Raw genomic sequence first — 22,888 nt, forward strand, 5'->3', positions numbered from 1 at the left:
GTTTTATGCCATATGTAATCCGAGATGAAGGGCTAGTTTTACAAGGGGATGATGGAAAAGAACCAATTTTTCATACATATGAAGAAGCTGAGGAAACATTAAAAACATTAACTATACCGCAGTTTCCGAAACATATTAGAAGAAAACCATTTACACCAAAAATAATAAAGATAGCCGCTTCTGAATAAGAACCGGCTATCTTTATTATTCATAACTTAATAGCAAATAAAGTATATAAAAACTCTTTATATTGATCTTCTGTAATTTCACGCTTATTTTTTTCCCCATGAATAATTTCGGTTAAACTTGTATTCGTTAATGAAATATGGCCAGAGTTCGTCAACTTTACTGCAATTGGTCCCTTATTAAAAATAGACTTCTCATCTTCTATCACTCTTCTTTGAACATCATTTACTACTATCTCATCAATAATATGTTTATAAAAAGCATGACAAACTTTCCATTCTCCAGCAGCATCTTTTCTTTCTAAAACATAATTTCCTTTACTCGTATCTTTTCGTCTCACCCGGTACGAACCATTTTTTGAAGAAACAGACTCGCCAGTAAAAGGTACAGGAACAAGAGGTACTAACGAAGCTATACCTACATCAATTAAATACTGTACATTATCATAAGTTAAAATAATTGTTATATGGCCATCCTCAAGTGCCCATGCTTTTATATCATTTTTATAAACCGTACCTAATGCCAGTTGTACATCATAGCCACAGTCTTTTAAGAAATAGTAAAAAAGGGTGTTTAATTCATAACATAGGCCACCACGAGAGTTCATTAAGATTTTCTCTTGTAAGTTTTCTTTAGAAATTACTTTTGCATTACCCGCTATAACATCTAAATTCTCAAATGGTATAGTGTGTGCAAATGCAAAGAGAATTGTATTTAATTCTTCAAACTTCACTTCAGTACGCTTTGCAAGATTCAATCTTGTAAAAAGCTTATGTTGTAGACTTGTCATAGTCAGCACCCCTTAAAATGTATAAGTTAAAATAGTATATGTTGATTGTAAATTTGATGGGGTACTGAAACAATGTACATTTCGTTTAACTGTACCGGTACAAAAAGTCTAACCGACAAGATCACTTAAGATAAGAAGCTACGAATAGAAATTTAATAGTTTGTCTATAGGTAGATTATTATGATCGCTTAAATCAACAAAATACTGAAGTTGCCACATTTGGCTCTTTTTAGCTTGATTGCTAACAGTGGTATCCCAAACAGGATAAATTCTCATTGCCATTTTCCCTGTTTGACTTGGTGTTCTCAATATTTTTTCTTTAAGAAGAATCTCTTTAGGAAAAATAAATTGCCCTTGTTTATTATCAGCAATACAAGTGATTACTAATAAATCAGGAGCAGCTTCATAAGAGAAAGCTCTATTTCGCATATTTTCATCTTTCTCCCAAAAAGAAACAAATTGCCCAATTTTATTAGGAGTAACTTTTGATTTTCTAAAACGAATGGTTTTGTTATTTAAGTGGAATAAACATCCTGCATATTCTGCGTTTTGCTTTTCTTCTTTTAGATTCGTAATCATTAAATTGTTAGGTTTGTAAACTATATTATTTAAATTTTGGATTATATTATTAAAATTGTTCAAAAAAACTCCCCCTTTATTCATCTCTTAGTTTACCACAAACATCAGTTCTTCTATATCGTATATAATTATGAACTAAGTGAAATGGGGGAATTTAGCAGGATATAATTATTACTTTAATGTACTTAGTTTTTCAATTGCTTGTTGTTCAGTTGCTAAGTAAAAAATGTCATTCCCTTTATTACATTCATAAATAAAATCCTTTAAGCTTTTACTAGTATACATAGAGAAATCCCCAACAATAGCAATCTTTACCTTGTAGTTTATAAACTTTTGAAGGATATCCCCCGCAAGCCGTGTTTTTAGATTAAAGAAATCTTCACTTATTAAAGATTTATGGATAATAATATGTTTCGCATCTACCTCATATTGAACTGTTGCCATAGTATCTAATGCAGACTGAACATCCGATATTAATACCTTATCGTTTCTAATGACCGCAATATTGATTCCATCGATTACTAATTTCTTTATTTCCATAGTCCCACCCCTTTATAATTTACACAGTATGAGTAAAATTGTTTTACAAAACTTCGTATTAATCATAGATTAAATTAGCCTCAGCTATTAAAATCGCATCTATTTTTTATTGTAAATATCTATTTTTTATTACTAATACGGTCAATGAAATTAATGATAGTTTCTCTTTTTTTATATTTTTGAATATATATAGAATTACTTTTACTTGTTATAAAAATATTGCGGAGTAACATAACTTAACAAACTATCCAAAGTGTTAATCTCGGCATATGGTTGTATTTTGGTAGTATTTTTGATTTTCTGAGGGTTAAACCACACACCTTTTATATTTACATTTTGAGGACCAGCAATATCCTTTTCTAAGTCATCACCAACAAATAAAGTATTTTCCGGCTGTAAATTTAGCTTATTTAATGCTAGTTCGAATATACGTTTATCAGGTTTACTAAATCCCACTTCTTCAGAAATAATGATTGTTTCAAAATACCTATTTAAATTCGTGTTAAATATTTTAGCTTTTTGCCTCTGAGTTGAGCCATTTGTTATAATTCCAACTTTAAAGTGCTTCTTTATTTGATTTAAGAAATGAATAGTATTTTGGTCTATTGAAAAACATCTAGGGAAATTATTATTCCAAAAATCTTGGATGTAATTGCGTGGCAATCTATACTTCGGCGGGAATTCATCAAACAACGATTCTAGAACTGTCGTTTTATTACTTATGCCATATTTTCTTTTATCGTATTCTTTGAATTTCTGTAACATGTTGCTTTTAGTCACACCATCTACATTTTCATAACACTTTTCTAAAACAATTAAAAATAATGCTTCTACTGCTTTATCCCTATCAAGTAATGTATCATCTAAATCAAACAGCATCGCTTTATAACCCATCAAATAATTTCACAACCTTTCTTACATTATATAAATCTCTCCAAGTTTGTACCTTTAAACTTTTGGTTTAGCCAGAACATTGTTATGTAGTGATTAACGATTAAATAGAAACTAGATGAGAGAAATCCAAAGTTCTTGGCACACACTCTAGTATTACAGTAGCTTCTTCTATATTGAAATTCCTTTTCCTCTTTTGGTAAAGAAGCAAAAGTATATTTTCGTAAATTTTAAGAAAATACATACAATTCGCATTATTATACATTAGTTTTTCGTAAATATTAATCGTACATCAATTCATACGATAAGTTTTTTAAAGCAATTATTTCTCCATAAAAAAGTAATATAGCTAATATTACTTTTTGGTAGTAAACGTCCTATGAAGTTTACTACTGTATCTCCACATAAACTCCAGATAGTACGGCTATAATGACTACCAGAGGTGATATTATGAAAAACTATCATATTCTCGTGGTAGAGGACGATCAAGAAATTCAGGAATTAATTAAACAATTTTTAATGACACAGCAGTATACAGTGGTAGTCGCTTCAGATGGACTAGAGGGTATGACACAATTTAATAAGCAATCATTTGATTTAATTCTTCTAGATGTCATGATGCCTAATCTTAATGGATTTGAAGTTTCTAAAATGATCCGAAGTCAGTCAAACGTACCAATTATTATGCTAACTGCGTTGGAAGAAGAGGAAGATCAAATGAAAGGATTCGATCTTGGGATCGATGATTATATAACAAAACCCTTTTCATTTCATGTTTTGATTAGACGAGTCGAAGCTGTACTTAGAAGAAGTTATGATAAAAATGTAAATAATCATTTGATATTTAAAGAAGTTCGTATCGATGTGGATGCATATAGAGTGTATGTAAATGACGTTGAAATTATATTAACGACAAAAGAGTTTGAAATTCTACAACTACTATTTCAAAATGAGAGAAAAGTACTTACAAGAGAAAATATCGTAGAGAAGGTTTGGGGGTACGATTATTTTGGAGAAACACGAATAATTGATACACATATTAAAAATCTACGTAAAAAATTAGCTATCCCTTATATTAAAACAATAAAGGGTATTGGTTATAAAATTGATGAATAGTATTGTGAAACTCATGAAAATGAAGCAAATTACTTATAAACTCTTTATGACTACATCTCTCATTTTGTTATCCTTTGCAGTATTGATTTATTTAACTTTATACTTCTTTCTCCCTACATTTTATGAGCAATACAAAACAGATCAACTTCAAACAGGAATAAAAGAAATCATTGATAAGTCTAAAGATCTTACGTTTCAAGATGCGAAACCACTTTTTGATGAATATGCAAAAAAAAATAATGCGATGCTTTATCTTCAAAATAATGAGGGAATAATTAAATACTCTCCTTCATTTTCTTTTACTCAAAGTGGTTCGCAAACAACAGTAGTTACTAGAGCAACACGGTTCGAGAATGTAGGTACCCTTAGCAATTCATATAACGTTACGAAACCAATTCAATTTCAAGATGGTAGTTTAACGCTTGTAGTGTTTGCTACATTTCAACCGATTGATGAAGCTTCACAGGTTTTAGTACGCTTTCTCCCCTATATTAGTATCATTGTACTCGTAATTGGTATAGGGAGTGCTTATTTTTATTCCAGGTTTATTACAAAGCCACTTATTTATATTAATGAAGGTGCACAAAAGATGGCAAATTTAGATTTCTCCGAAAAAATTGAGGTTCGCTCTACAGATGAGTTAGGAGAATTGTCTAATAGTTTGAATGACATGTCTATTAACTTACAACAAGCTATGTTTGATTTAAAAAAAGCAAATGAACAATTAAAAAATGATATTGAAAAAGAAAGAGAAATAGAAACAAAACGCAGAGAGTTTTTTGCGATTGTAGCACATGAATTAAAGTCCCCTCTCACTGTAATGAAAGGATACTTAGAAGGGATGATATACAATATTGGCCCTTATCAAAATCGCGATCAATATTTAAAGAAAAATCATCAAATTATTGAAAGTATGGAACAATTAGTTCGTGAAATTTTAAGTGTATCGAAATTAGAACAACACACCTTCAAACTAAAAGTAGAGGAAGTTAATCTTTCAAAATTAATAGGTACAATTACAAAAGATCTCGAATTTTTTGCTTCTCAAAAAAGCATCGAAATAATAAAAGAAATTGATTTTGACCTTTCTATTTATACAGATTGTGCTCTTTTAGAAAAAGCATGTAAAAATATTATCCATAATGCGGTTATGTATTCCCCACATAATGAAAGAGTCTATATAAAATTAAGTGAGGATTCTAAACAAAGTCAAATCGAAATGCAAATTATAAATACAGGTGTCAATATTAAAGATGAAGATTTACAACAAATTTTCAAACCATTTTATCGAATTGAAAAATCAAGAAATCGAAATACTGGAGGAAGTGGTTTGGGGCTATATATTGTTAAACAAATTCTTGAGACGCTAGATATAAAGTATTCAATAAAAAATATGGAACATAGTGTGCAATTTCGCATGAGTATTCCATTATCTAAACATAAAAAAACAAACAAACTCTCCTTTAAATAGGACGAGTTTGTTTGTTTTTTTGTAGTAAATATAAACTTATTAACAGGTTTTTCATTTAATGACATATGCTGCTTTTTAAATGGCGATTGTCATAAGTCAACTTAAATATTTACCTTCTACTATAACAGCAAAAAACGAAATTCCGCTTAGCAGCAAATTAGATTCTCTTATTTGACATGCATTTCATCTATGAAACTGAAAAGGAGGATGAAAAATGCATATTTGCCTCCATTTTTCAGATTAATTTGGAATTCTTTTATGATAAGCTATATGTAAAGATTAAACATAAAACATAAAGGATGATTCGTATGCAAATAAGACCAAAGATAAGTGAATATAACTCCTATTATGCAACGTATACCAACTTAGTATCAGACGGAAATATCATACATATTCTAGAACAACAAATGAAGGAAACAAATCTTTTATTAAAGGGAATTTCTGATAGTGAGGGACTTTTCCGGTATGCTCCTACTAAATGGAGTATAAAAGAAGTAATCGGTCATATAGCAGATACAGAAAGGATTATGGCGTATCGATTGCTATCTATCGCTCGAGGCGAGACAGCAGAACTTCCAGGCTATAATGATGATATGTATGTTCTTAGAGCTGCTTTTGATAAGCAATCTATGCAAGATCTTCTTGGAAATTTAATAGTTGTTCGCCAATCTACCCTGTATTTACTTAGAAGCTTAGATAAAGAAGCTTGGTCTCAAAGAGGAAATGCGAACAATTCTGAAGTTACAGTTCGTGCATTAGCATACATCATTGCTGGTCATGAGCTTCATCATCTTCAAATAATAAAAGAACGTTACCTTGGTTCTGATGCATATCCAGCAAGTTAATATTTAAAGAAAAAGAATCCTATTTATGTAGGGCTCTTTTTCAGTATTTATAACGGATTAACGCTTAGAAACATGGCAATTAAATGCATTTATTTATAAAATTCACCACATAATATATATGCTATCCCCTCTTATTCTGTACATAATTTTCTTTGGGCTGATATACTATAAATACAATAGTTCTGGAAAGGTGATGATATTATGTATGAACAACAAAATAATAGAGATAGAGATCAAAAAATGATGTTTTCTATGCAGGGAGTTCCCTCAAATAAAATTAACATGAATCAATTACCTAAATGGATTAGAATTTTTGGCTATTGTGCGTTTGGTTGGATAATAGTATTTTGTTTAATTATGATTGTAGGTTTAATTCTGCAATAACTATACAGATACACAGTTAAACGGGACAGTATTTAGATTATATATCTAGGTAATGTCTCGTTTTTTTATGTGTGATTATCCCATGATATAGATAACTAATTATAATAAAAAGAACTTGTAGAATATCCTACAAGTTCTTTTTCAAATATTATTAAAACGGGAACAACAAACTATTTTAACATTCAGTACAGGGAGACCATTTTGGTTATGGCTTGATTTTATTATAAATCAAATATAAGCTTTTGAAAGAGATAGATTTTGAAAATTATGTGAATTGAACAGTTATGATGTTTATATTAGATTTCATTTACGACCAACTTCTTCTTACTTAAATACACTGCACGATCTGATTTTTTAGCAACCTCCTGTGAGTGCGTCACAACAATAATGCATTTATTCTCTTTATGTGCAAGTTCTTGAAACAGTTCTATTATATCCATTGCGGTTTCCTCGTCGAGGTTTCCTGTCGGCTCATCTGCAATTAGTAAATCAACATTACACGATAGTGCTCGAGCAATTGCTACACGCTGTTGTTGTCCACCGCTTAGTTGCAGGACGTTTCGTTTCGCTTCAGCTTCTGAGAGTCCTACCCTCTCTAATAATTCTAATGCTCTTGCTGTTTTATTTTGCACTTTAACACCTGTAATTTCCATTGCTGTTAAGACGTTTTGAAGAGCGGTCATATAGGTAATTAAGTTATAAGATTGGAAAATTACAGATACATTTTGATTACGGTATCGATCCAAACCGATTTTTCTAATATCTTTGCCATTATACAGTACATAACCATTTTTAGGGACATCTAGTCCACAACCTAAGCTTAGAGTTGTAGTTTTACCAGATCCAGATGGTCCTAAAATCGTGTAGAAATGTCCTTTTTGAAAAGAAAAGTTAACATTATCTAGTATCGCTACATTTTTTCCATTACTTTCATAATAATAATCCAAATTTTTAAACTGTAAAATCGTCTCCATATCGATCCTCCTCATTCATCTTTTAAAAGAATTTGTTTTGGGTTTAAACGTAGAATAGATAATGCTGGAAGAAGCGTTGCTATTATAGCAATAGCTAGTCCAATTCCACCCATTTTCCCTACATCTTCTCCTGTTACACTTACATCAATTTTATCAATCGGATCTTCTTTTTGATTTTGTAGAGTACCACCAGATCCAGCCATCATTACAGTACCATGTTGTGAGGTATCTGTTTCTTCGCTTGCAGTAGCTATTTCATTCGAAAGTAAATTATCCCCGATATATTGAGAAACTTTAGCTCCTGTTGTTATGGATAATCCAAATGCTAAAATAGCGACACATACTACTTCTACTACGAACTGTGCCATCAGTTTCCACTTTTTCTCTCCAATGGACAATAGAATTCCCATTTCTTTACGACGTCCTTTAATTGATAGCATAATGATTAATCCTAAAATAATCGCACCTGCAATCGATACAATATAAATAATCATTTGAGAAGTCGAAGAGATATTTTCGATAGGACCAATCATTTGCTTGTACAATGAATCATGCGCATCTAATTTATAATAATTAAAATCAATATTAGATTTTTTTGCTTCTTTTTTAAATGCATCAATATATTGTGGGTCATTCAAGAAATACACGACTTGAACACTACTTATACCTTGATCCACTTCTAATTTTTTCATAGTTGAATGTGGCATATATAGTTTATTAGCCGGATCCATTATAGGAGGAGCCTGTTGACTCATTGCTTGCTCATTGGTTTCGTAAATACCGATAATTTCAACCTCAAGGGTTTCCTTCTTATCCCCTGATTGTACTTTAACTTTGTCTCCTACTTTCAAATTGTTTAATTCCGCTAATCGTTTTTCCATTAAAGCTACATTCTGATCCTTCATTTGCTCTGTAATTGGTTTTCCATCAATGATTTTACTTTTTCCGTTTTTAAAGCTTTCTTGTAATGCAGTCTTGCGAACTCCCTCAATCATAAAAGAAGCATTCATATCTATTTCTGTACCAGAGCTTGAACCGCCTCGCACAGCCGCCATTCCCACTTTACCTTTACCTTCTTCTTCTCCTTCTGAAGCTCCTACTAGTTTAAGTCCATCAGAAATACCGAATGTGTTAGCTATGTAATTATAGTCTTTTACATACTTGGACTTTGCTAATTGATCTGTTTCTTTTGTATCGAGCTGCGGCGGATTTGGCATTTCTCCAGCTTCCTTAGCTTTTTGACCTAATTTGTCGAAATCAAGACCTAAAGTAACATCTGCACCAAGTTTTTTTCTTGCAGCATCCGCTGCTTTTTTTGATGCATTTTGGATTGTGAAACCTGAAAGAACCAAATTTGTAACAATCAGAAAAACTGCCATCAAAATTAATGATGTTCCTATCCTTTTTTTCATACTGAGAATTGCTCGTTTCATAAAATTCATTTTTTCTTACCTCCTTGATAACTTGTATTCTATATAGGTTATCTAGAGTTTATATGGAGCTAGTCGGTAGTTTAACTAGAGATATAAGGAGTTTATGTGTAGTTATTTACTTGTTCCAGAAAAGCTAGAACACAAATTCAAAAACGCAGCCGTTTTTGAATATTGGTAAGGAGTTATTCCGTTTAATAAATTTATATAAAAGGTTAAGATTAATTTAATGTATGTAGCACAAAAAATATTTACTGTGTAATTTCTATACAATAAATATAGAGAAACCTATTTGGATATCTATAATAGGGATTTTAATATAGTTACTGTATCTCATACAAATCACGTCACTTTAAAAGGTGCATCTTTTAATACGAAAATAAGCAAGTTAATATTCTCTTATATGAATAAGAATATTAACTTGCTTTTTAGATTTTAGTATAATTTATTTATAGTTTTATTTTATTGCAAGCTTTATAATATGATATACAAATTTATCACCTACTATTAGGAAAAGAGAATATTTTATAATTAATTTACACCATAAATTTTGTCCATGTTTTAAACAATATGTATTTTGGAGGAGGTTAATTTGATTTTTTCAAAACTCATTGATCGGTACGCTTTATATGATTTACACAAAAAAAGAAGTGTAGCGTTTCAGTATACTTCCCTTTCTAACACTTCATTAAATATAAAGGACATAGAATCTTTTTATAAAGTAAAACCATCCTATATTCATTTTGACATTAAGCATTCAAAACAGGAAAAGGAATACATGGCTGGGCAATTCAAATATAAAAGCTCAGTTCAATCCGGTGATTCACGCAACGACTCTGTAACTGGGGAATTATTCTTACATAAAAATGAAGAATGGATTCTAACGAACGTGTGAAAAGAATATTCCACGATCATATGACCAGCCTGAAGTGGAATATGTATTATTTCACTCTACCCTATCATTTTGAAAGAAAACCCGATCAATCCTTTTTCAGTGGAGAGTATATGGTAAGTGCAAATATTGAACGAACAGTACAAGCAACTAGACAAGCGGTAGCTGATTTACGAGCTTTGATTAAATGGATTAAAGCAAATAAAAATGGTCCCCTGATTCTAATAGGAATTAGTTTAGGTGGATTTATTACTAACTTAACCTCTCTTGTTGAAGAAGAAATTGATGTGTTAGCATCCATTTTCTATGCAAATCGACTTTCTTATTCTATTTGGAATACAACTCCAGGTAAATTTATTAGAGAAGACTTGGAACATCATGGTGTAACGTATGATGATTTAATAGATTATTGGAAAATCACTGAACCGAGTCAAGCATTACCAAAAGTAAAAAAAGAAAATATTTTATTAATTTCAGGTAAACAGGATTTATATGTGCACTCTGAGGATACAGACTACTTATGGGAAGCTTGGGAAAAACCTACACGATATATTTATACATGTGGGCATGCCGGAATCGTTCTTAAACGTAAAAAAATTGCCGCTGATACTATCAATTTTATTCAAAATCGATTGAACGCCTCGCACTCATCCAATGACAGGTCTTAAATTGTGAGATTACTAAACCAACATTCGTACACTAAGATTCTTTCAACATAAAGATTGTTGATAACTTGTACGTGTCAGTAATGCTGATGTTACTTTAAATACAAAGAGCATGTTTTAAACAAATGATAATAACATGCTCTAAACTTATCTATTTATTTTTATTTCTTACAGATATCTATAGATAATATTGAAACATCTCATGTATTAAAAAGTGTTCCCTGCAGTGCTTTTATGTATCGATCTGCTGACTTCTGAACAGCAAGGTCCACATGCTTTGACACGACTCGATGAAAAGCATTATAAATACGGTTGAATGGTAGCCCTTATACTATATCCGTCAGCTATTTTACTTTACTAGCAGTGGATGTAGATAACTGTACATGAAACTCACTCACTGACAGTTGGCAATCACTTGAAAAATATCACCTGTTAGCAAAATGTCTTAATATAATTTCCACCTTTCCAGTGTAAAACAGTTCTTCCTTTAAAATGACCTCCAAGACGATTTAATGTAATGACATTTGTTAATTCAAAAGACTCACATACTTGTATACTCAAAATCCCTTTGATTTGTTTTTTGATGGTAAAACATGTTTCTCTACTCTTCCATATAGAGTAAGCAAGTTGTTGATAAAAGAAAATTTCGGTATAAACCAATACGAAAATAACGCTGAAACACACCCTATTAAAGCCCCTATTACAACATCAAAAGGATAATGAACTCCTACCCAAATACGAGAGATTGCCACACAAAATGCAAGTATAAGCCATAACCATCCAGTCTTCTTACGAACAAGCCAAAATGAAAAACAAATCGAAAAAAAGAGAATCGTATGGTCGCTAGGAAATGAATTATCTATAGCATGATTGACAAGTTTATTAACATCAGGCAATACTGCAAACGGTTGATAATTCAAATGAAATTTCCCTGCTATTTTCCCGATTACCTCAGCAATTACAAAAGCAACCAGCGCTTGAATAACCATCATTCTACTTTTTTTGGACCCAGTAAACCAATAAGCTAAAATAATTAAAGCAAAAATATATACCATATATTCTGCCAAAAATACCATAGCTGAGTTTAGGAATGAATATTGTTTACCTAAATCATTAATTGCTCGAAATATATCAATATTAAATTGAGAAAAAGACATTTCAAATCCCTCCTTTTTAGTAAGGTGTTTTACTGATTTCCATATACTTTCATTACATAAATAGTTTTGGTTATTGTATCCATCTAAAAATATCAACCTCTTATGACATCACTTTCTTCTTTTTCACTTTAATAAAAAAAGAAAAAGGAAAACATCGAACTTTCTTACAAACATTCATGCATTCTTACAGTTTTGTCATTTTCTTGTCATTTTGTAAATAGGTTCATCGTCTTGCCTTTTGCTATTTTCAAGAACTCTTATATCTACAATTATGGAAACCCTAATTTCACATGAAAAAGAGAAGAACCTTGGTGAGTTCTTCTCTTTTTGTTTATTAAATTGTAATATAATTACAGTATGTGAAATTATATTATTTTAACTTTAAAACAAATGAACTTAATGCAGGAACTTTAATTTTATTGTCATGGACAACATAAAGTGGTTTACTTCCCGCCTGCTTCCCGTCTACTAGTACTTTCCAAGGCCCTTTCGATGGAAGTGTTATTTCAACCGCTTCTCTATTTGCATTGTGAGCCACCGTAAAGTATTCATTTTTATTCCCCTCTATTGTATAAGCTATCGTATTTTTCGGGGCACCTATAAATGAAACTTGTGTTTTTATTTGCTCTGCAGTTGTCATTCGAAAAGCTGCGTATTTTTTGCGTAAATCTATTAATCCCTTCATATAATCTACTTCATTATTAAACGTTGCACGGCGCAGCCAATCCATCTGGTTAATTGAATCTGGAGATTTGTAACTATTATGATCACCATATTTCGTACGCATAAACTCTTGCCCTGCATGTAAGAATGGAATACCTTGTGATGTTAATAAAATCGAAGAAGACAATTTGTGCATTTGTTTTCGCACTTCTTCACTGTCACCTGGATTAGTTAACTCAAGTTTATCCCATAATGTATGATTGTCATGCGCTTCCACATAAGTTAGTACCTGTTCCGGATCTTGATAAGTAGACGAATTTGTATCGTAGTCAATACCTGCTGTAATGCCTTTTTTAATACGATCTTCCATGTTTTGCTTTCCATTTACAAATCCATTTTCTTTCTCCTCAAATACACTACCTTTCAATCCATCACGTATATCATCGTTGAAATGTGCAATCCCTTTCATTTTCTCCGCATTTTTTTGATTTGCTTTCAACTCAGCTGCAAGAGGTGTATTTAAATCCCAGCCTTCTCCATGCAGTATAATAGAAGGGTCAATTTGATTAACAGCTTTACGTATTTCATTCATCGTTTCATAATCATGAATACCCATCAAATCAAAACGGAATCCATCTAAATTGTATTCTTTTGCCCAGTATGCTACAGAATCGATCATAAACTTCCTCATCATTTTTCTTTCTGAAGCAGTATCATTTCCTACACCGGTTCCATTTGCAAATGTTCCATCTTCATTGTAACGATAATAATAACCTGGAACTAGCTTATGGAAATTAGATTCAGCAGCGTTATACATATGGTTATATACTACATCCATTACCACTCGAAGATTATTATCATGTAGTGTTTGAACCATTTGCTTTAATTCAGTTATTCGAACAGTTGGCTCATATGGATTTGTAGAATAGGAGCCTTCTGGAACGTTGAAATTTTTAGGATCATATCCCCAGTTATATTGCGGTTCATTTAAAGTCTCTTCATTTACAGAAGCATAATCAAATATCGGTAAAAACTGAACGTGAGTAACACCTAAATCCTTTATATGATCAAGTCCTGTTTTTACACCTTCTGGCCCTTTTGTTCCTTTTTCTGTTACACCTAAATACTTCCCTTTCTGTTTAATGCCACTTTCAGGTTGGATGGAAAGATCGCGTACATGTAACTCATAAATAATAGCATCTTCCGGATTTTTAAATTTTGGCTTTTTGTTTGCTTTCCATTTTTTTGGATTTGTTTCTTCTAAATTAACGACTGCACCTTTATCCCCATTTACAGAAGCAGCACGCACATATGGATCAACTGCTTCAGTCCACTTATCACCAATTTTGATCTTATACGTATAAAATAGCCCTTTTTGGTTCCCTTTTAATTCTGATGTCCAAGTTCCCTTTTCACCTTGTTGCATGTTTATTTCAGTACCTATTTTATCGTTCCATTTTTTATATGTAACTAACTTCGCTTCACTTGCAGTAGGAGCCCATAAACGGAACTTTGTATGTTGCGCGGTATATGTATTCCCTAAATCGTTACCACTATAATAAAATAAATTATCAAATTCCTCGCTACGAATGACTTTACCAATTTCAGTATTCGTATCAGCTAAGTTTTCTATTTTAACTTTGTATGTTTGTTTTAAATCAATTTTCTGTTCCGTAATTATTTTAACCTTATTAGTAATATCTCCACTGTTTATATCATAAGGACTAATATTCTTAATTTTAATGCCTTCAATTTCAATTTTCTTTTCCCTAATATTAAATGGGACATTAGTCGTTACAGTAATTTCATGGAAACTATCAATAGTTGCTTTTTGAATTGAGAGATCTGAAGAAGGCTTAGAGTTATATACTTTTTCATCACCCGAAAGAATCCATACTTCAGCACGACCATCCTTTATATTTTCAATCCAACGATCTCCACCATCTTTTTCCCATTCATTTGTTCGAACTATAAATCCTACACGATTATAGTCACCGTCTATTTTTATCTTAGCGTATTTTCCAAATTCATCTTCACCAGTAAATTCATAAGATGTACCATTTGCATTTTCTCCCCATAACCAAAGATTCCAGTCTTTTGTATTTCCAAGCTTCTCTTTGTAATGAATGATAACTTCAGTTGTTTTCGAATTTGAAACTGCCCTCACACCCTGAAAGGAGAAAACAGATGATAACATAACGATTAAAGTAAGTAATAAAACTGTTTTGTTAATTAATCTTTTTGTAATTTGCACCACATACACCCTTTCTTCAAATATTACTAGCGATTTATTATGCTTACACTGAATAACACTTCTTAAATTAATCTAGAAATCTCTTTTAATTCACCTCCATATTGGCTATTTTCACGTATGTATTTCAATGACCTTTTAATACGAAAACGTTTGCATTAATAGTTAAAAAAATAGATTTGTGTATGCCCTCATATATTTGTAAATGCTAAAAGGTCAGGGAAATCATTTTAAAGCAATCGTTTGTTATCGCTTTCATTTTATAGATTTTCTATCAAGAGGTCAATATATTATTAATTTTCTGTTTTTACACACTTTAAACCTTATTTATTTGTCGCAACTTCTTACAGATAACGCACCTAATTATTGCTTAGTCAGTTTATTTTCAACAATACATAGTTACGTAAAAAAACAGCTAATATCCTTAAAATGATATTAGCTGTTTTTCATAATGTATTAATATATGAATGATGACTATATTTCTAAATTACTTAATTTTTGCTGCATCAAATGCCTTTTGAACTGCTTGAACTTCAGCTGTATTCGCACCATATTTATTAGTTGCCACTCGAATACATGCTGATCTCAATTCTTTGAAATTAGAAGTCATGTTTAACTCATCAGTATTTGCATAATAGAAAATATCAAACATTTTATCTTCACCAATTCCTTTAACAGTTACTCCGTTATGAGTACCGCCTTTTGCAATGAGATACGCAACTTTATTAATAATACTTGAATTAAAATGAACACCGCCTTGATCCCATCCATTAAAATCGTTAAATTCACTGTAATCATCTGGATAAGGTACTCCTAGTGAAGATGGAACAGAAGCTGGGTTTTCCATATCACGGAAAACAGATCCTGTTTGTTCTCCCATTGTCCAGTTAAAGTTTCCATTATTTACGTATTTCTCAATAGATGTTCCCATAATATCAGATAGTGCCTCATTAATCGCACCAGATTCCCCGTAATATTCAAGATTAGATTCGCTAGAAGTAACAGCATGTGTAAATTCATGTCCAGCTACGTCATATGCTTTAACAATAGGATCACCATATACAAGCATACTTCCATTATTAGCACTTAATGCATTCTGCCAATTCTTCGGATCATTCGTCTCTTCAGAATCCCAAGCGTGTACAACTGAAACTACCTTTTGTCCCTTATTATCAAAGCTATTACGCTTGTATTTATCTTTATAAAAATCAAATACTTTTGTTGCTAAGTAATGAGCACTTACCGCTTTTGGATCGTTAAATGTTGCCGAAGTACTAGTCGCTAATGTACCAGGATAATAGCTTTCTTCTTTAGTAATATCTTTGTAATTCACATCATATGTTTCAATTCCTTGCCCTCTTGTATAATCAGCAAGAGCATATTTGCCATTACTTTGTTTAGAGATACCAAATGAACGAGAAATACCTAAATCATCTTTTCCTGTTCCGGTTAATGATGTAAGACTGCTTTGTTTACTTTTCTTTAAAGCTCCAACTAGTTTGTCACTGGCCTTTAAGTTAGATTCTTGTACCATATTTTTTAACATATCACCATTTTGTGCATTTACTAAATAAGTACCAGAAACATAGTTTGGTGTTGCAGCTTCAAATTTAACTTGGTATGCATTTTTAGCTTGTCCATTATTTTCATCAACAAAAATAACCTCTTTAACTTCTGGCTCAGTAATAAACTTGATATCGTTCCCGTACTTCGTATAAATAAATTGTTTTGCTTCATCTTTTGATAGATTAATAGTTTTTTTCAATTCTTCTTGTTTTAAATTTTGCGCGCTATCACCTGAAACACTTTTAATAACACCATTATTATCTACATGTGCAGTTAATTGATGGCCATATACTTCTTTTCCTTCGTATGTTTGCTGCATACGTATAAGTGTAGTTCCATCATACGAACCACGTTTTTGAAGGACTTTATAATCTACTCCTGCTTCTCCATTGACTTGTTTTTGGGACAGAGCTTGCTCTGTTTTCTCCTTAAGTGCATCCTTTACTACATTTTCTGGTGCCTTTTGTGACGGTTGTGTAAGTTCACCCGAACGGAACGATTCCTCCTGAATTTGAACTTGTAGCTGATCTGTTTCCTCTGCATGACCTACCCCATATGGTGCCACAGCTGTTAAAACTAATCCTGTTGTTAATGCTACCTTAGTTAATGTCTTTGTGTTTTTCATTATTTCACCTCGTATAATTTTTGAAATAGAAAGCTTGTACAAAGTATACTGTCTATTCCTGTCGGAAAAAAGAGAAAATACACAATTTATGTAACATTATGCAAAATTACATAAATTGTGGTCAATATTATAAATAATGAACGGAACACATATGAACATTAATTTGAATAAAAAAGAGTCCTTTTAGGCGCTCATCCAATTGGTTAATTATTAATTATCTATATTCATTCTAATAAAAGTACACTTACATCTAAATACCAACATAAAAACCCACTCTTTACTATTGTAAGAGTGGGTTTAATGCTATTAAAATAACAATTACTATAAGAAACCTTATAATTTATATTTTTTTAGTAATCCTACTAAGTTTTTTGTAAAATTCACCTTTTGTTTTTATATGCTTAAACTGATTTGGATTAATATTTGCTTTTTGTGAGAGTGCTACAATCTCTTCTTTTGTAATTGAATCTTTCGTATTTATAGATGCTATATTTGTGTATTTTCCGTCTTCTGTTTTTGGAATTTCTAAAATCCCTTTATTCACAAGATCAACTACAGCCTTATGCTCTGAAGAATGTAAATCTACACCAGTAATTTTCCAATTATGCATAACTTTTGGTGTGTATACACCGTTCTTTACCTCTTTTAAATATGTAATAGCAAGGTTACGAATGGTTCCACCTGTTTCTCCGAATGCATTCTCTTGTTTAGATGACCAAATTTGTTCAAACTTACGCCCCTCTAAAGCTCCCCCTTTTGCCTGAAGAGCCTCCATTCTATATGCATTCATTCCCAGCGTCATAACATCGCTCATTTTGATTGGTTTATTTGTACGAATAGAACGTAAATTTGTAATTCTACTTCCATATGGTTTTGTTAAGTCAATTTCGTATTTTACGCCTCCAAAGAAATCGTTCGTACTGTATTTAGATGCACGGCGGGTTTTATCAAAGCTAACGGTTACATCTCCAGCACGAGATGAGTTAAAATATCCCGCTGCCCATTCCATATAGTCTTTTAAATCTTTTCCAGAAATCTTATATACTGTAATTTCTCCCAAGGCATATTGGTAATTGTACGCAATATCTTTTTTCTTAATAGGACCTGTATCCAAACGGGCATAATCATTATCAATTTGATGGGCTACTACATCTGCTTTACTGTAGTAGAGCATGACTTCATGAAAGAAATCTGATAAAGGTGTTTCTTGAATCTGAACACTTGGAATACCCTTTATTTCATTTTCAGGAACAAGATTTCTACCCTTTAATTGAGCGACTACAACATTTGCATCTCCTCTCGCATATTCGTGAAAAGGTGTTAGTGTTTCTTCAAGTGTAGGATCAGATAATATCGTTGTTCCATCAGCATTTTTTACAGGTATAGCGGTAGCAGTTTTATCTTTTAAAACCAACTTCCCATCTTGCTTTGTAAAAGTAAGGTCAATACGTGAAATATGTGTTCCATATTTATCTGGCTCTGTAATAATTACGCCATTTACAACTTCTTTTTTTACAAGTTTATGCATGTGAGCCGCAAAAATAGCGCTTAGTTCCGGACAAGCATTTGCAATATCTTGAACACCAGTACCAGGGATACCATTCTCATTTTCTAATCCCATATGCATAACTCCTACCATTACATCTACTTTACCTTCTAATTCCTTAATTGCCTTTTTCGTCTCTTCTACCGGATTTTTCACCACTAAACCATCTAAGTGATCTGTCCCTTTTTCAAAATCACTAATCATTGGTGTATTCATACCAATAATCCCAACTCTAATTCCACCTTTTTCTACAATTGTATATGCAGGAAGAAAGCGCTCTCCATTTTCCTTATAAATATTACCTGCTAACGTTTTTCCCTTATATTGCTCACTAACTTTTTTCAATGTATCTAATCCAAAGTTGAATTCATGATTTCCAAATGCCCAGGCGTCATATCCCATTGTATTCATCGCTACCATCATTGGCGATTGTGGCTTATCGTTGAATAATTCTACTGAGTTTCCTTGAATTGTATCCCCGGCATCTACTAATATGGTATTTGGATTTTCTTGACGGACCTTCTTTATAACCGTATAAAGCTGCGTCAAACTTCCACTCATATTTGCTCCATCAAGTGCATAATCCCACGGCATAAATCTACCATGAATATCTGCAGTACCTAACAATGTAATATTAACTTCAGATTCCTCAGCCATAGAGATAGGTGGTTTGACTATGACTGCTGTTCCGAGCAGTAATAGAATTACAAAGTAACATACATAGTTCTTCCATTTCATTCTTTGCATAATAATAATATTTCTCCCCTTTTTGTACTTTCGTAAAGTTGTTTGAACTTTAAAAATGTAACTTATTATTCGGGAAACTTCAACTACAAAAGATAATTTTGAAGGTGGTTCTGTTGCAAAAATAAAAAGAATAAATTGCATACATCCCCTAACAGAATTGTATTTTATCGTTTCCTGACAGAATACCCCTTCCTTAAGGGTGTGAAGTGTACTTTCAAAATAAGGACATATCATTCATCATCATTTCAATTTATTAAAACGGGCATATACAATATGTTATGATGATTAATTTTTTGAATTTCGTTGCTGATTTATTTCCTTCTAAATAAAAATACTTTCAAAAAAAATAACCCCGCTCTTCATTTAAGACGGGGTTACACTTATACAGAAAATCGGGTAGTTTCATATTTTCTTAAGTTTATTGGTTACTTTCAACTAATTTCATTCTACTTTTGTTTTCTTCTAAATCAATATGAATCAACCGTTTTCCCTGTTTATAATACGTATCAATAAATAGGGGGGATTTTTACTTTTCAATTTCACAAAGCAATTTTATTTCTTTAATTTGTTCTATATGACGCTGTTCATGCAGATAGATCAGTTCTATCCACTGATCAAGGAGTAATTCTCCAAGAGCTGGATGCATCACTGATTTTTTCGCTAATATAGATTCATCTTCTATTGTACTCAGGAAATGCATTAATTCTTTTCTTGATTTGCTTAACATATTGAGCATTTGCTGCACTTCAAATGGTTCTATACTTGGTTCAATCATTTCTGGAGCTATAAACTTTTTCGTTCTATCTAATAAAATAGTGTGAATTTCTTTACGCTCATTTTGGGTACTATCTAACTTTTTTAATCCTGACGAAATAACTGTTATAACTCTCTCATCTAATAAAACTAAATGATGACAAACTTGTGCAATACTCCATTTATCCTTATCTGGTTTCCTATTAAATTGAGCATCACTTAACAAAGTAATTTCCTCAACTAATTGATTTCTCGTTTCATAAAACCTGTCATTTACAAATGTATCCATGTGGATTCTCCTTTCATTGCAACCTACATACTTAAATTCCTACGCTAGAAATATTATCTTCGAAAAAAGATTTTCCTTCACTACTATGCCAATCAAATCTTTTCTTGCTTTTTTATAAATTATCAAGTTTCATTTTAAATCCACAAATAAAGTTATTTGTTTTTTTGTATATTTTTAATTGGCACAAATAAATCAACTTTTAACTTTCCTTCTATATTTTCAGCAACGTTATTTAAGCAAAACTCTAAATTATCTCTATCATAATCTGCATCATACTCACTATTTGGTAGCCACTCTGCATACATGTATTGATACGCTTCACTTAATTTATGAGGTTCATCATAAAACTGGTATAGACCATAGTTACCTCCATCTAACCTTTTAAATTGCACATCATGATACTTTTCTTTATCGAAGTTTTCAGGAATCGTAACACATGCATCATGCCGGCACTTATGGCTTGCAACAAGTTCAGGATTATCTAATGATATTCCAATAAATGATTGCTCTGGTGGATACAGTTTATTTTCAATTGACCAGTTCAGTAACTTCCTCCAGTGATCTTGCGGTTCAAAGTAGCTACCAGTTCGTCTTATATACGCTACTTCTAATGGTGGTAATTTTTTTATAACAACTTTCATTTACATCTTCTCCCCTATAAATACGTACACTGTTTATTTAGCTTTCTTTAATATTTATTCCTTCTTAAACAAAAAGAATTTTCTAATCACATAAAGTGAAACTTTAATCAGCGGTGGTTTTGTTCATCCCCACTGATTATTAGTTGAACCAATCAGGCTACCAGTTAATGCGGGATAAACTTTAATTGATAACATGTATAACAATCTTGAATAATAATGTCCTATCAATTTATCATTAAATAAATGTAAAAAATAACTCTATTTATTCATTTTTAATGCGTATGTATGTACATTTGTTAATTTATTCGATATATTATGGGTATTGAATGATTACGTAAAGTGTAAAGGTCGCTTATATAACACCTTATATTTTTATATCCGTGAAAACTACAAAGTGTATGAAAATCCATTTGTCAAATGAATTTAGTGCGGAAGGAGGTTTGTGGTTACTTCATAGGGTATAATAATCAGTTTTTACTGATAAAAATATAGGAGGCGACATAATGTTTCGTACGATTTCAAATTTCATGAGAGTAGCTGAGATAAGAAGGAAAATCCTTTTTACACTAGCGATGTTAATCGTTTTTCGAATTGGCACGTTTATTCCAGTTCCTCATACTAACGCAGAGGTATTAAAAGTACAAGATCAAGCTAACGTTCTAGGTATGTTAAACGTATTTGGTGGAGGAGCGCTGCAACATTTCTCAATCTTTGCTGTAGGTATTACACCATATATTACAGCTTCCATCATAGTACAATTACTACAAATGGATGTTATACCTAAGTTTTCGGAATGGGCAAAGCAAGGAGAAATGGGCCGTAAGAAATCAGCTCAATTCACTCGATACTTTACAATCATTCTCGCATTCATACAGGCCATCGGAATGTCTTATGGCTTTAATAATATAGCAGGTGGACAATTAATAACAGATCAAAGCTGGACTACATACTTATTTATTGCGACAGTTTTAACTGCAGGTACTGCATTTTTACTTTGGTTAGGCGAACAAATTACCGCTAACGGAGTTGGTAATGGTATTTCGATGATTATCTTCGCAGGTCTCGTTGCCGCGATTCCAAATGTTGCAAATCAAATTTATTTACAACAATTCCAAAATGCTGGCGATCAGCTATTCATGCACATAATAAAAATTGTTTTAATTGGACTCGTAATTTTAGCGATAGTTGTTGGCGTTATTTACATTCAACAAGCTGTACGTAAAATACCGATCCAATATGCAAAAGCTGTTTCAGGAAACAATCAATATCAAGGAGCAAAAAACACTCATTTACCGCTTAAAGTAAATAGTGCTGGTGTTATACCAGTTATCTTTGCTTCTGCATTTTTAATGACGCCGCGTACAATTGCGCAGCTCTTCCCTGATTCAAGCGTATCAAAATGGTTAGTTGCAAATCTTGATTTCGCACATCCAATTGGAATGACACTTTATGTCGGTCTTATTGTTGCTTTCACATACTTCTACGCATTTATTCAAGTAAATCCTGAACAAATGGCTGAGAATTTGAAAAAGCAAAATGGATATGTTCCTGGTATTCGTCCTGGTAAAGCAACTGAACAATATGTAACTAAAATTTTATACCGTTTAACATTTATCGGTGCAATTTTCTTAGGTGCAATTTCTATATTACCGCTCGTATTCACGAAAATTGCTACGTTACCACCTTCTGCTCAAATTGGTGGTACAAGCTTACTTATCATTGTCGGTGTAGCACTAGAAACCATGAAGACTTTAGAAAGCCAGCTTGTAAAACGTCATTATAAAGGCTTTATTAAAAAAGTGAATTAATTATAAAAAACACACTATATTTTAAAGACATAGTGTGTTTTTTATTTTATATAAATATCGCCATTAATTCTCGATTTTA

Annotated in this window: 18 protein-coding genes and 1 pseudogene; 7 read left to right on the top strand and 12 right to left on the bottom strand. The window is 31.9% G+C overall.

Annotated elements, in window-relative coordinates:
* Positions 1-5 precede the first annotated feature (5 nt).
* Positions 6-188 carry a hypothetical protein gene (locus AC241_RS13585; RefSeq protein WP_001147158.1) on the top strand — a complete coding sequence of 61 codons (183 nt, stop codon included), beginning with the start codon at positions 6-8 and terminating at the stop codon, positions 186-188.
* 20 nt (positions 189-208) lie between these two features.
* On the opposite strand, the gene AC241_RS13590 is transcribed toward AC241_RS13585, so the two are convergent.
* From AC241_RS13590 to AC241_RS13605, 4 genes are all read right to left on the bottom strand, one after another.
* The gene (locus AC241_RS13590) at positions 209-976 is read right to left on the bottom strand and encodes an arylamine N-acetyltransferase family protein (RefSeq protein WP_050843850.1); all 768 of its coding nucleotides are present in this window, start codon (positions 974-976) and stop codon (positions 209-211) included.
* Positions 977-1,114: 138 nt separating this feature from the next.
* Positions 1,115-1,618: a MepB family protein gene (locus AC241_RS13595; protein WP_029442496.1), complete on the bottom strand. Its 504-nt coding sequence runs from the start codon at positions 1,616-1,618 to the stop codon at positions 1,115-1,117.
* 108 nt (positions 1,619-1,726) lie between these two features.
* A complete protein-coding gene (locus AC241_RS13600; RefSeq protein WP_029442497.1) occupies positions 1,727-2,095 on the bottom strand; it encodes a DUF4180 domain-containing protein in 369 nt (122 codons plus the stop codon).
* Positions 2,096-2,296: 201 nt separating this feature from the next.
* Complete coding sequence (locus tag AC241_RS13605; RefSeq protein ID WP_050843852.1) at positions 2,297-2,989, bottom strand: HAD family hydrolase; 693 nt, start codon at positions 2,987-2,989, stop codon at positions 2,297-2,299.
* A gap of 447 nt (positions 2,990-3,436) precedes the next feature.
* Between AC241_RS13605 and AC241_RS13610 the strand changes: the two genes are divergently transcribed.
* The 4 genes from AC241_RS13610 to AC241_RS13625 all read left to right on the top strand — a co-directional run bounded on the left by AC241_RS13610 (position 3,437) and on the right by AC241_RS13625 (position 6,802).
* On the top strand, positions 3,437-4,102 hold the full coding sequence (locus AC241_RS13610) for a response regulator transcription factor (protein WP_000800739.1): 666 nt from the start codon (positions 3,437-3,439) through the stop codon (positions 4,100-4,102).
* Positions 4,095-5,573, top strand: coding sequence for a sensor histidine kinase (locus tag AC241_RS13615; RefSeq protein WP_050843854.1), 1,479 nt, complete (start codon positions 4,095-4,097; stop codon positions 5,571-5,573). The genes AC241_RS13610 and AC241_RS13615 overlap by 8 nt, the downstream gene beginning before the upstream one ends.
* Positions 5,574-5,881: 308 nt before the next feature.
* Positions 5,882-6,418, top strand: coding sequence for a DinB family protein (locus AC241_RS13620; protein WP_029442499.1), 537 nt, complete (start codon positions 5,882-5,884; stop codon positions 6,416-6,418).
* A gap of 201 nt (positions 6,419-6,619) precedes the next feature.
* Positions 6,620-6,802: a hypothetical protein gene (locus tag AC241_RS13625; RefSeq protein WP_029442500.1), complete on the top strand. Its 183-nt coding sequence runs from the start codon at positions 6,620-6,622 to the stop codon at positions 6,800-6,802.
* A gap of 296 nt (positions 6,803-7,098) precedes the next feature.
* On the opposite strand, the gene AC241_RS13630 is transcribed toward AC241_RS13625, so the two are convergent.
* Together AC241_RS13630 and AC241_RS13635 are read right to left on the bottom strand one after the other, a co-directional pair.
* On the bottom strand, positions 7,099-7,776 hold the full coding sequence (locus AC241_RS13630; protein WP_000447852.1) for an ABC transporter ATP-binding protein: 678 nt from the start codon (positions 7,774-7,776) through the stop codon (positions 7,099-7,101).
* 11 nt (positions 7,777-7,787) lie between these two features.
* A complete protein-coding gene (locus AC241_RS13635; RefSeq protein WP_048564755.1) occupies positions 7,788-9,218 on the bottom strand; it encodes an ABC transporter permease in 1,431 nt (476 codons plus the stop codon).
* Positions 9,219-9,798: 580 nt separating this feature from the next.
* Between AC241_RS13635 and AC241_RS13640 the strand changes: the two are divergent.
* Positions 9,799-10,766, top strand: a pseudogene (locus tag AC241_RS13640) (alpha/beta hydrolase family protein).
* A 554-nt stretch (positions 10,767-11,320) separates the two neighbouring features.
* Here the strand turns inward: AC241_RS13640 and AC241_RS13645 are convergent.
* The 6 genes from AC241_RS13645 to AC241_RS13670 form a co-directional block, all read right to left on the bottom strand.
* On the bottom strand, positions 11,321-11,920 hold the full coding sequence (locus AC241_RS13645) for an undecaprenyl-diphosphatase (RefSeq protein WP_050843856.1): 600 nt from the start codon (positions 11,918-11,920) through the stop codon (positions 11,321-11,323).
* A 370-nt stretch (positions 11,921-12,290) separates the two neighbouring features.
* The gene (gene pulA, locus AC241_RS13650; RefSeq protein ID WP_050843858.1) at positions 12,291-14,837 is read right to left on the bottom strand and encodes a type I pullulanase; all 2,547 of its coding nucleotides are present in this window, start codon (positions 14,835-14,837) and stop codon (positions 12,291-12,293) included.
* 484 nt (positions 14,838-15,321) lie between these two features.
* The gene (locus tag AC241_RS13655; RefSeq protein ID WP_029442504.1) at positions 15,322-17,025 is read right to left on the bottom strand and encodes a M4 family metallopeptidase; all 1,704 of its coding nucleotides are present in this window, start codon (positions 17,023-17,025) and stop codon (positions 15,322-15,324) included.
* Positions 17,026-17,365: 340 nt separating this feature from the next.
* Complete coding sequence (locus AC241_RS13660; protein ID WP_029442505.1) at positions 17,366-19,318, bottom strand: bifunctional metallophosphatase/5'-nucleotidase; 1,953 nt, start codon at positions 19,316-19,318, stop codon at positions 17,366-17,368.
* A gap of 526 nt (positions 19,319-19,844) precedes the next feature.
* Positions 19,845-20,360 (bottom strand): DinB family protein, encoded by a 516-nt coding sequence (locus AC241_RS13665; RefSeq protein ID WP_050843860.1) that lies wholly within the window; start codon positions 20,358-20,360, stop codon positions 19,845-19,847.
* 152 nt (positions 20,361-20,512) lie between these two features.
* Positions 20,513-21,001: an AraC family transcriptional regulator gene (locus tag AC241_RS13670; protein WP_050843862.1), complete on the bottom strand. Its 489-nt coding sequence runs from the start codon at positions 20,999-21,001 to the stop codon at positions 20,513-20,515.
* Positions 21,002-21,504: 503 nt separating this feature from the next.
* On the opposite strand from AC241_RS13670, the gene secY reads away from it, so the two are divergent.
* A complete protein-coding gene (secY, locus tag AC241_RS13675; RefSeq protein WP_000490135.1) occupies positions 21,505-22,809 on the top strand; it encodes a preprotein translocase subunit SecY in 1,305 nt (434 codons plus the stop codon).
* Positions 22,810-22,888 lie beyond the last annotated feature (79 nt).

The sequence above is a fragment of the Bacillus thuringiensis genome (assembly GCF_001182785.1).
Classification (GTDB): Bacteria; Bacillota; Bacilli; order Bacillales; family Bacillaceae_G; genus Bacillus_A; species Bacillus_A thuringiensis_S.

Coding starts and splice junctions, on each gene's coding strand:
- AC241_RS13610 (WP_000800739.1), top strand. CDS start 3,437: ATGAAAAACTATCATATTCTCGTGGTAGAGGACGATCAAGAAATTCAG.
- AC241_RS13600 (WP_029442497.1), bottom strand. CDS start 2,095: ATGGAAATAAAGAAATTAGTAATCGATGGAATCAATATTGCGGTCATT.
- secY (WP_000490135.1), top strand. CDS start 21,505: ATGTTTCGTACGATTTCAAATTTCATGAGAGTAGCTGAGATAAGAAGG.
- AC241_RS13630 (WP_000447852.1), bottom strand. CDS start 7,776: ATGGAGACGATTTTACAGTTTAAAAATTTGGATTATTATTATGAAAGT.
- AC241_RS13670 (WP_050843862.1), bottom strand. CDS start 21,001: ATGAAAGTTGTTATAAAAAAATTACCACCATTAGAAGTAGCGTATATA.
- AC241_RS13615 (WP_050843854.1), top strand. CDS start 4,095: ATGAATAGTATTGTGAAACTCATGAAAATGAAGCAAATTACTTATAAA.
- AC241_RS13645 (WP_050843856.1), bottom strand. CDS start 11,920: ATGTCTTTTTCTCAATTTAATATTGATATATTTCGAGCAATTAATGAT.
- AC241_RS13660 (WP_029442505.1), bottom strand. CDS start 19,318: ATGCAAAGAATGAAATGGAAGAACTATGTATGTTACTTTGTAATTCTA.
- AC241_RS13655 (WP_029442504.1), bottom strand. CDS start 17,025: ATGAAAAACACAAAGACATTAACTAAGGTAGCATTAACAACAGGATTA.
- AC241_RS13625 (WP_029442500.1), top strand. CDS start 6,620: ATGTATGAACAACAAAATAATAGAGATAGAGATCAAAAAATGATGTTT.
- AC241_RS13605 (WP_050843852.1), bottom strand. CDS start 2,989: ATGGGTTATAAAGCGATGCTGTTTGATTTAGATGATACATTACTTGAT.
- AC241_RS13635 (WP_048564755.1), bottom strand. CDS start 9,218: ATGAATTTTATGAAACGAGCAATTCTCAGTATGAAAAAAAGGATAGGA.
- AC241_RS13585 (WP_001147158.1), top strand. CDS start 6: ATGCCATATGTAATCCGAGATGAAGGGCTAGTTTTACAAGGGGATGAT.
- AC241_RS13665 (WP_050843860.1), bottom strand. CDS start 20,360: ATGGATACATTTGTAAATGACAGGTTTTATGAAACGAGAAATCAATTA.
- AC241_RS13620 (WP_029442499.1), top strand. CDS start 5,882: ATGCAAATAAGACCAAAGATAAGTGAATATAACTCCTATTATGCAACG.
- AC241_RS13590 (WP_050843850.1), bottom strand. CDS start 976: ATGACAAGTCTACAACATAAGCTTTTTACAAGATTGAATCTTGCAAAG.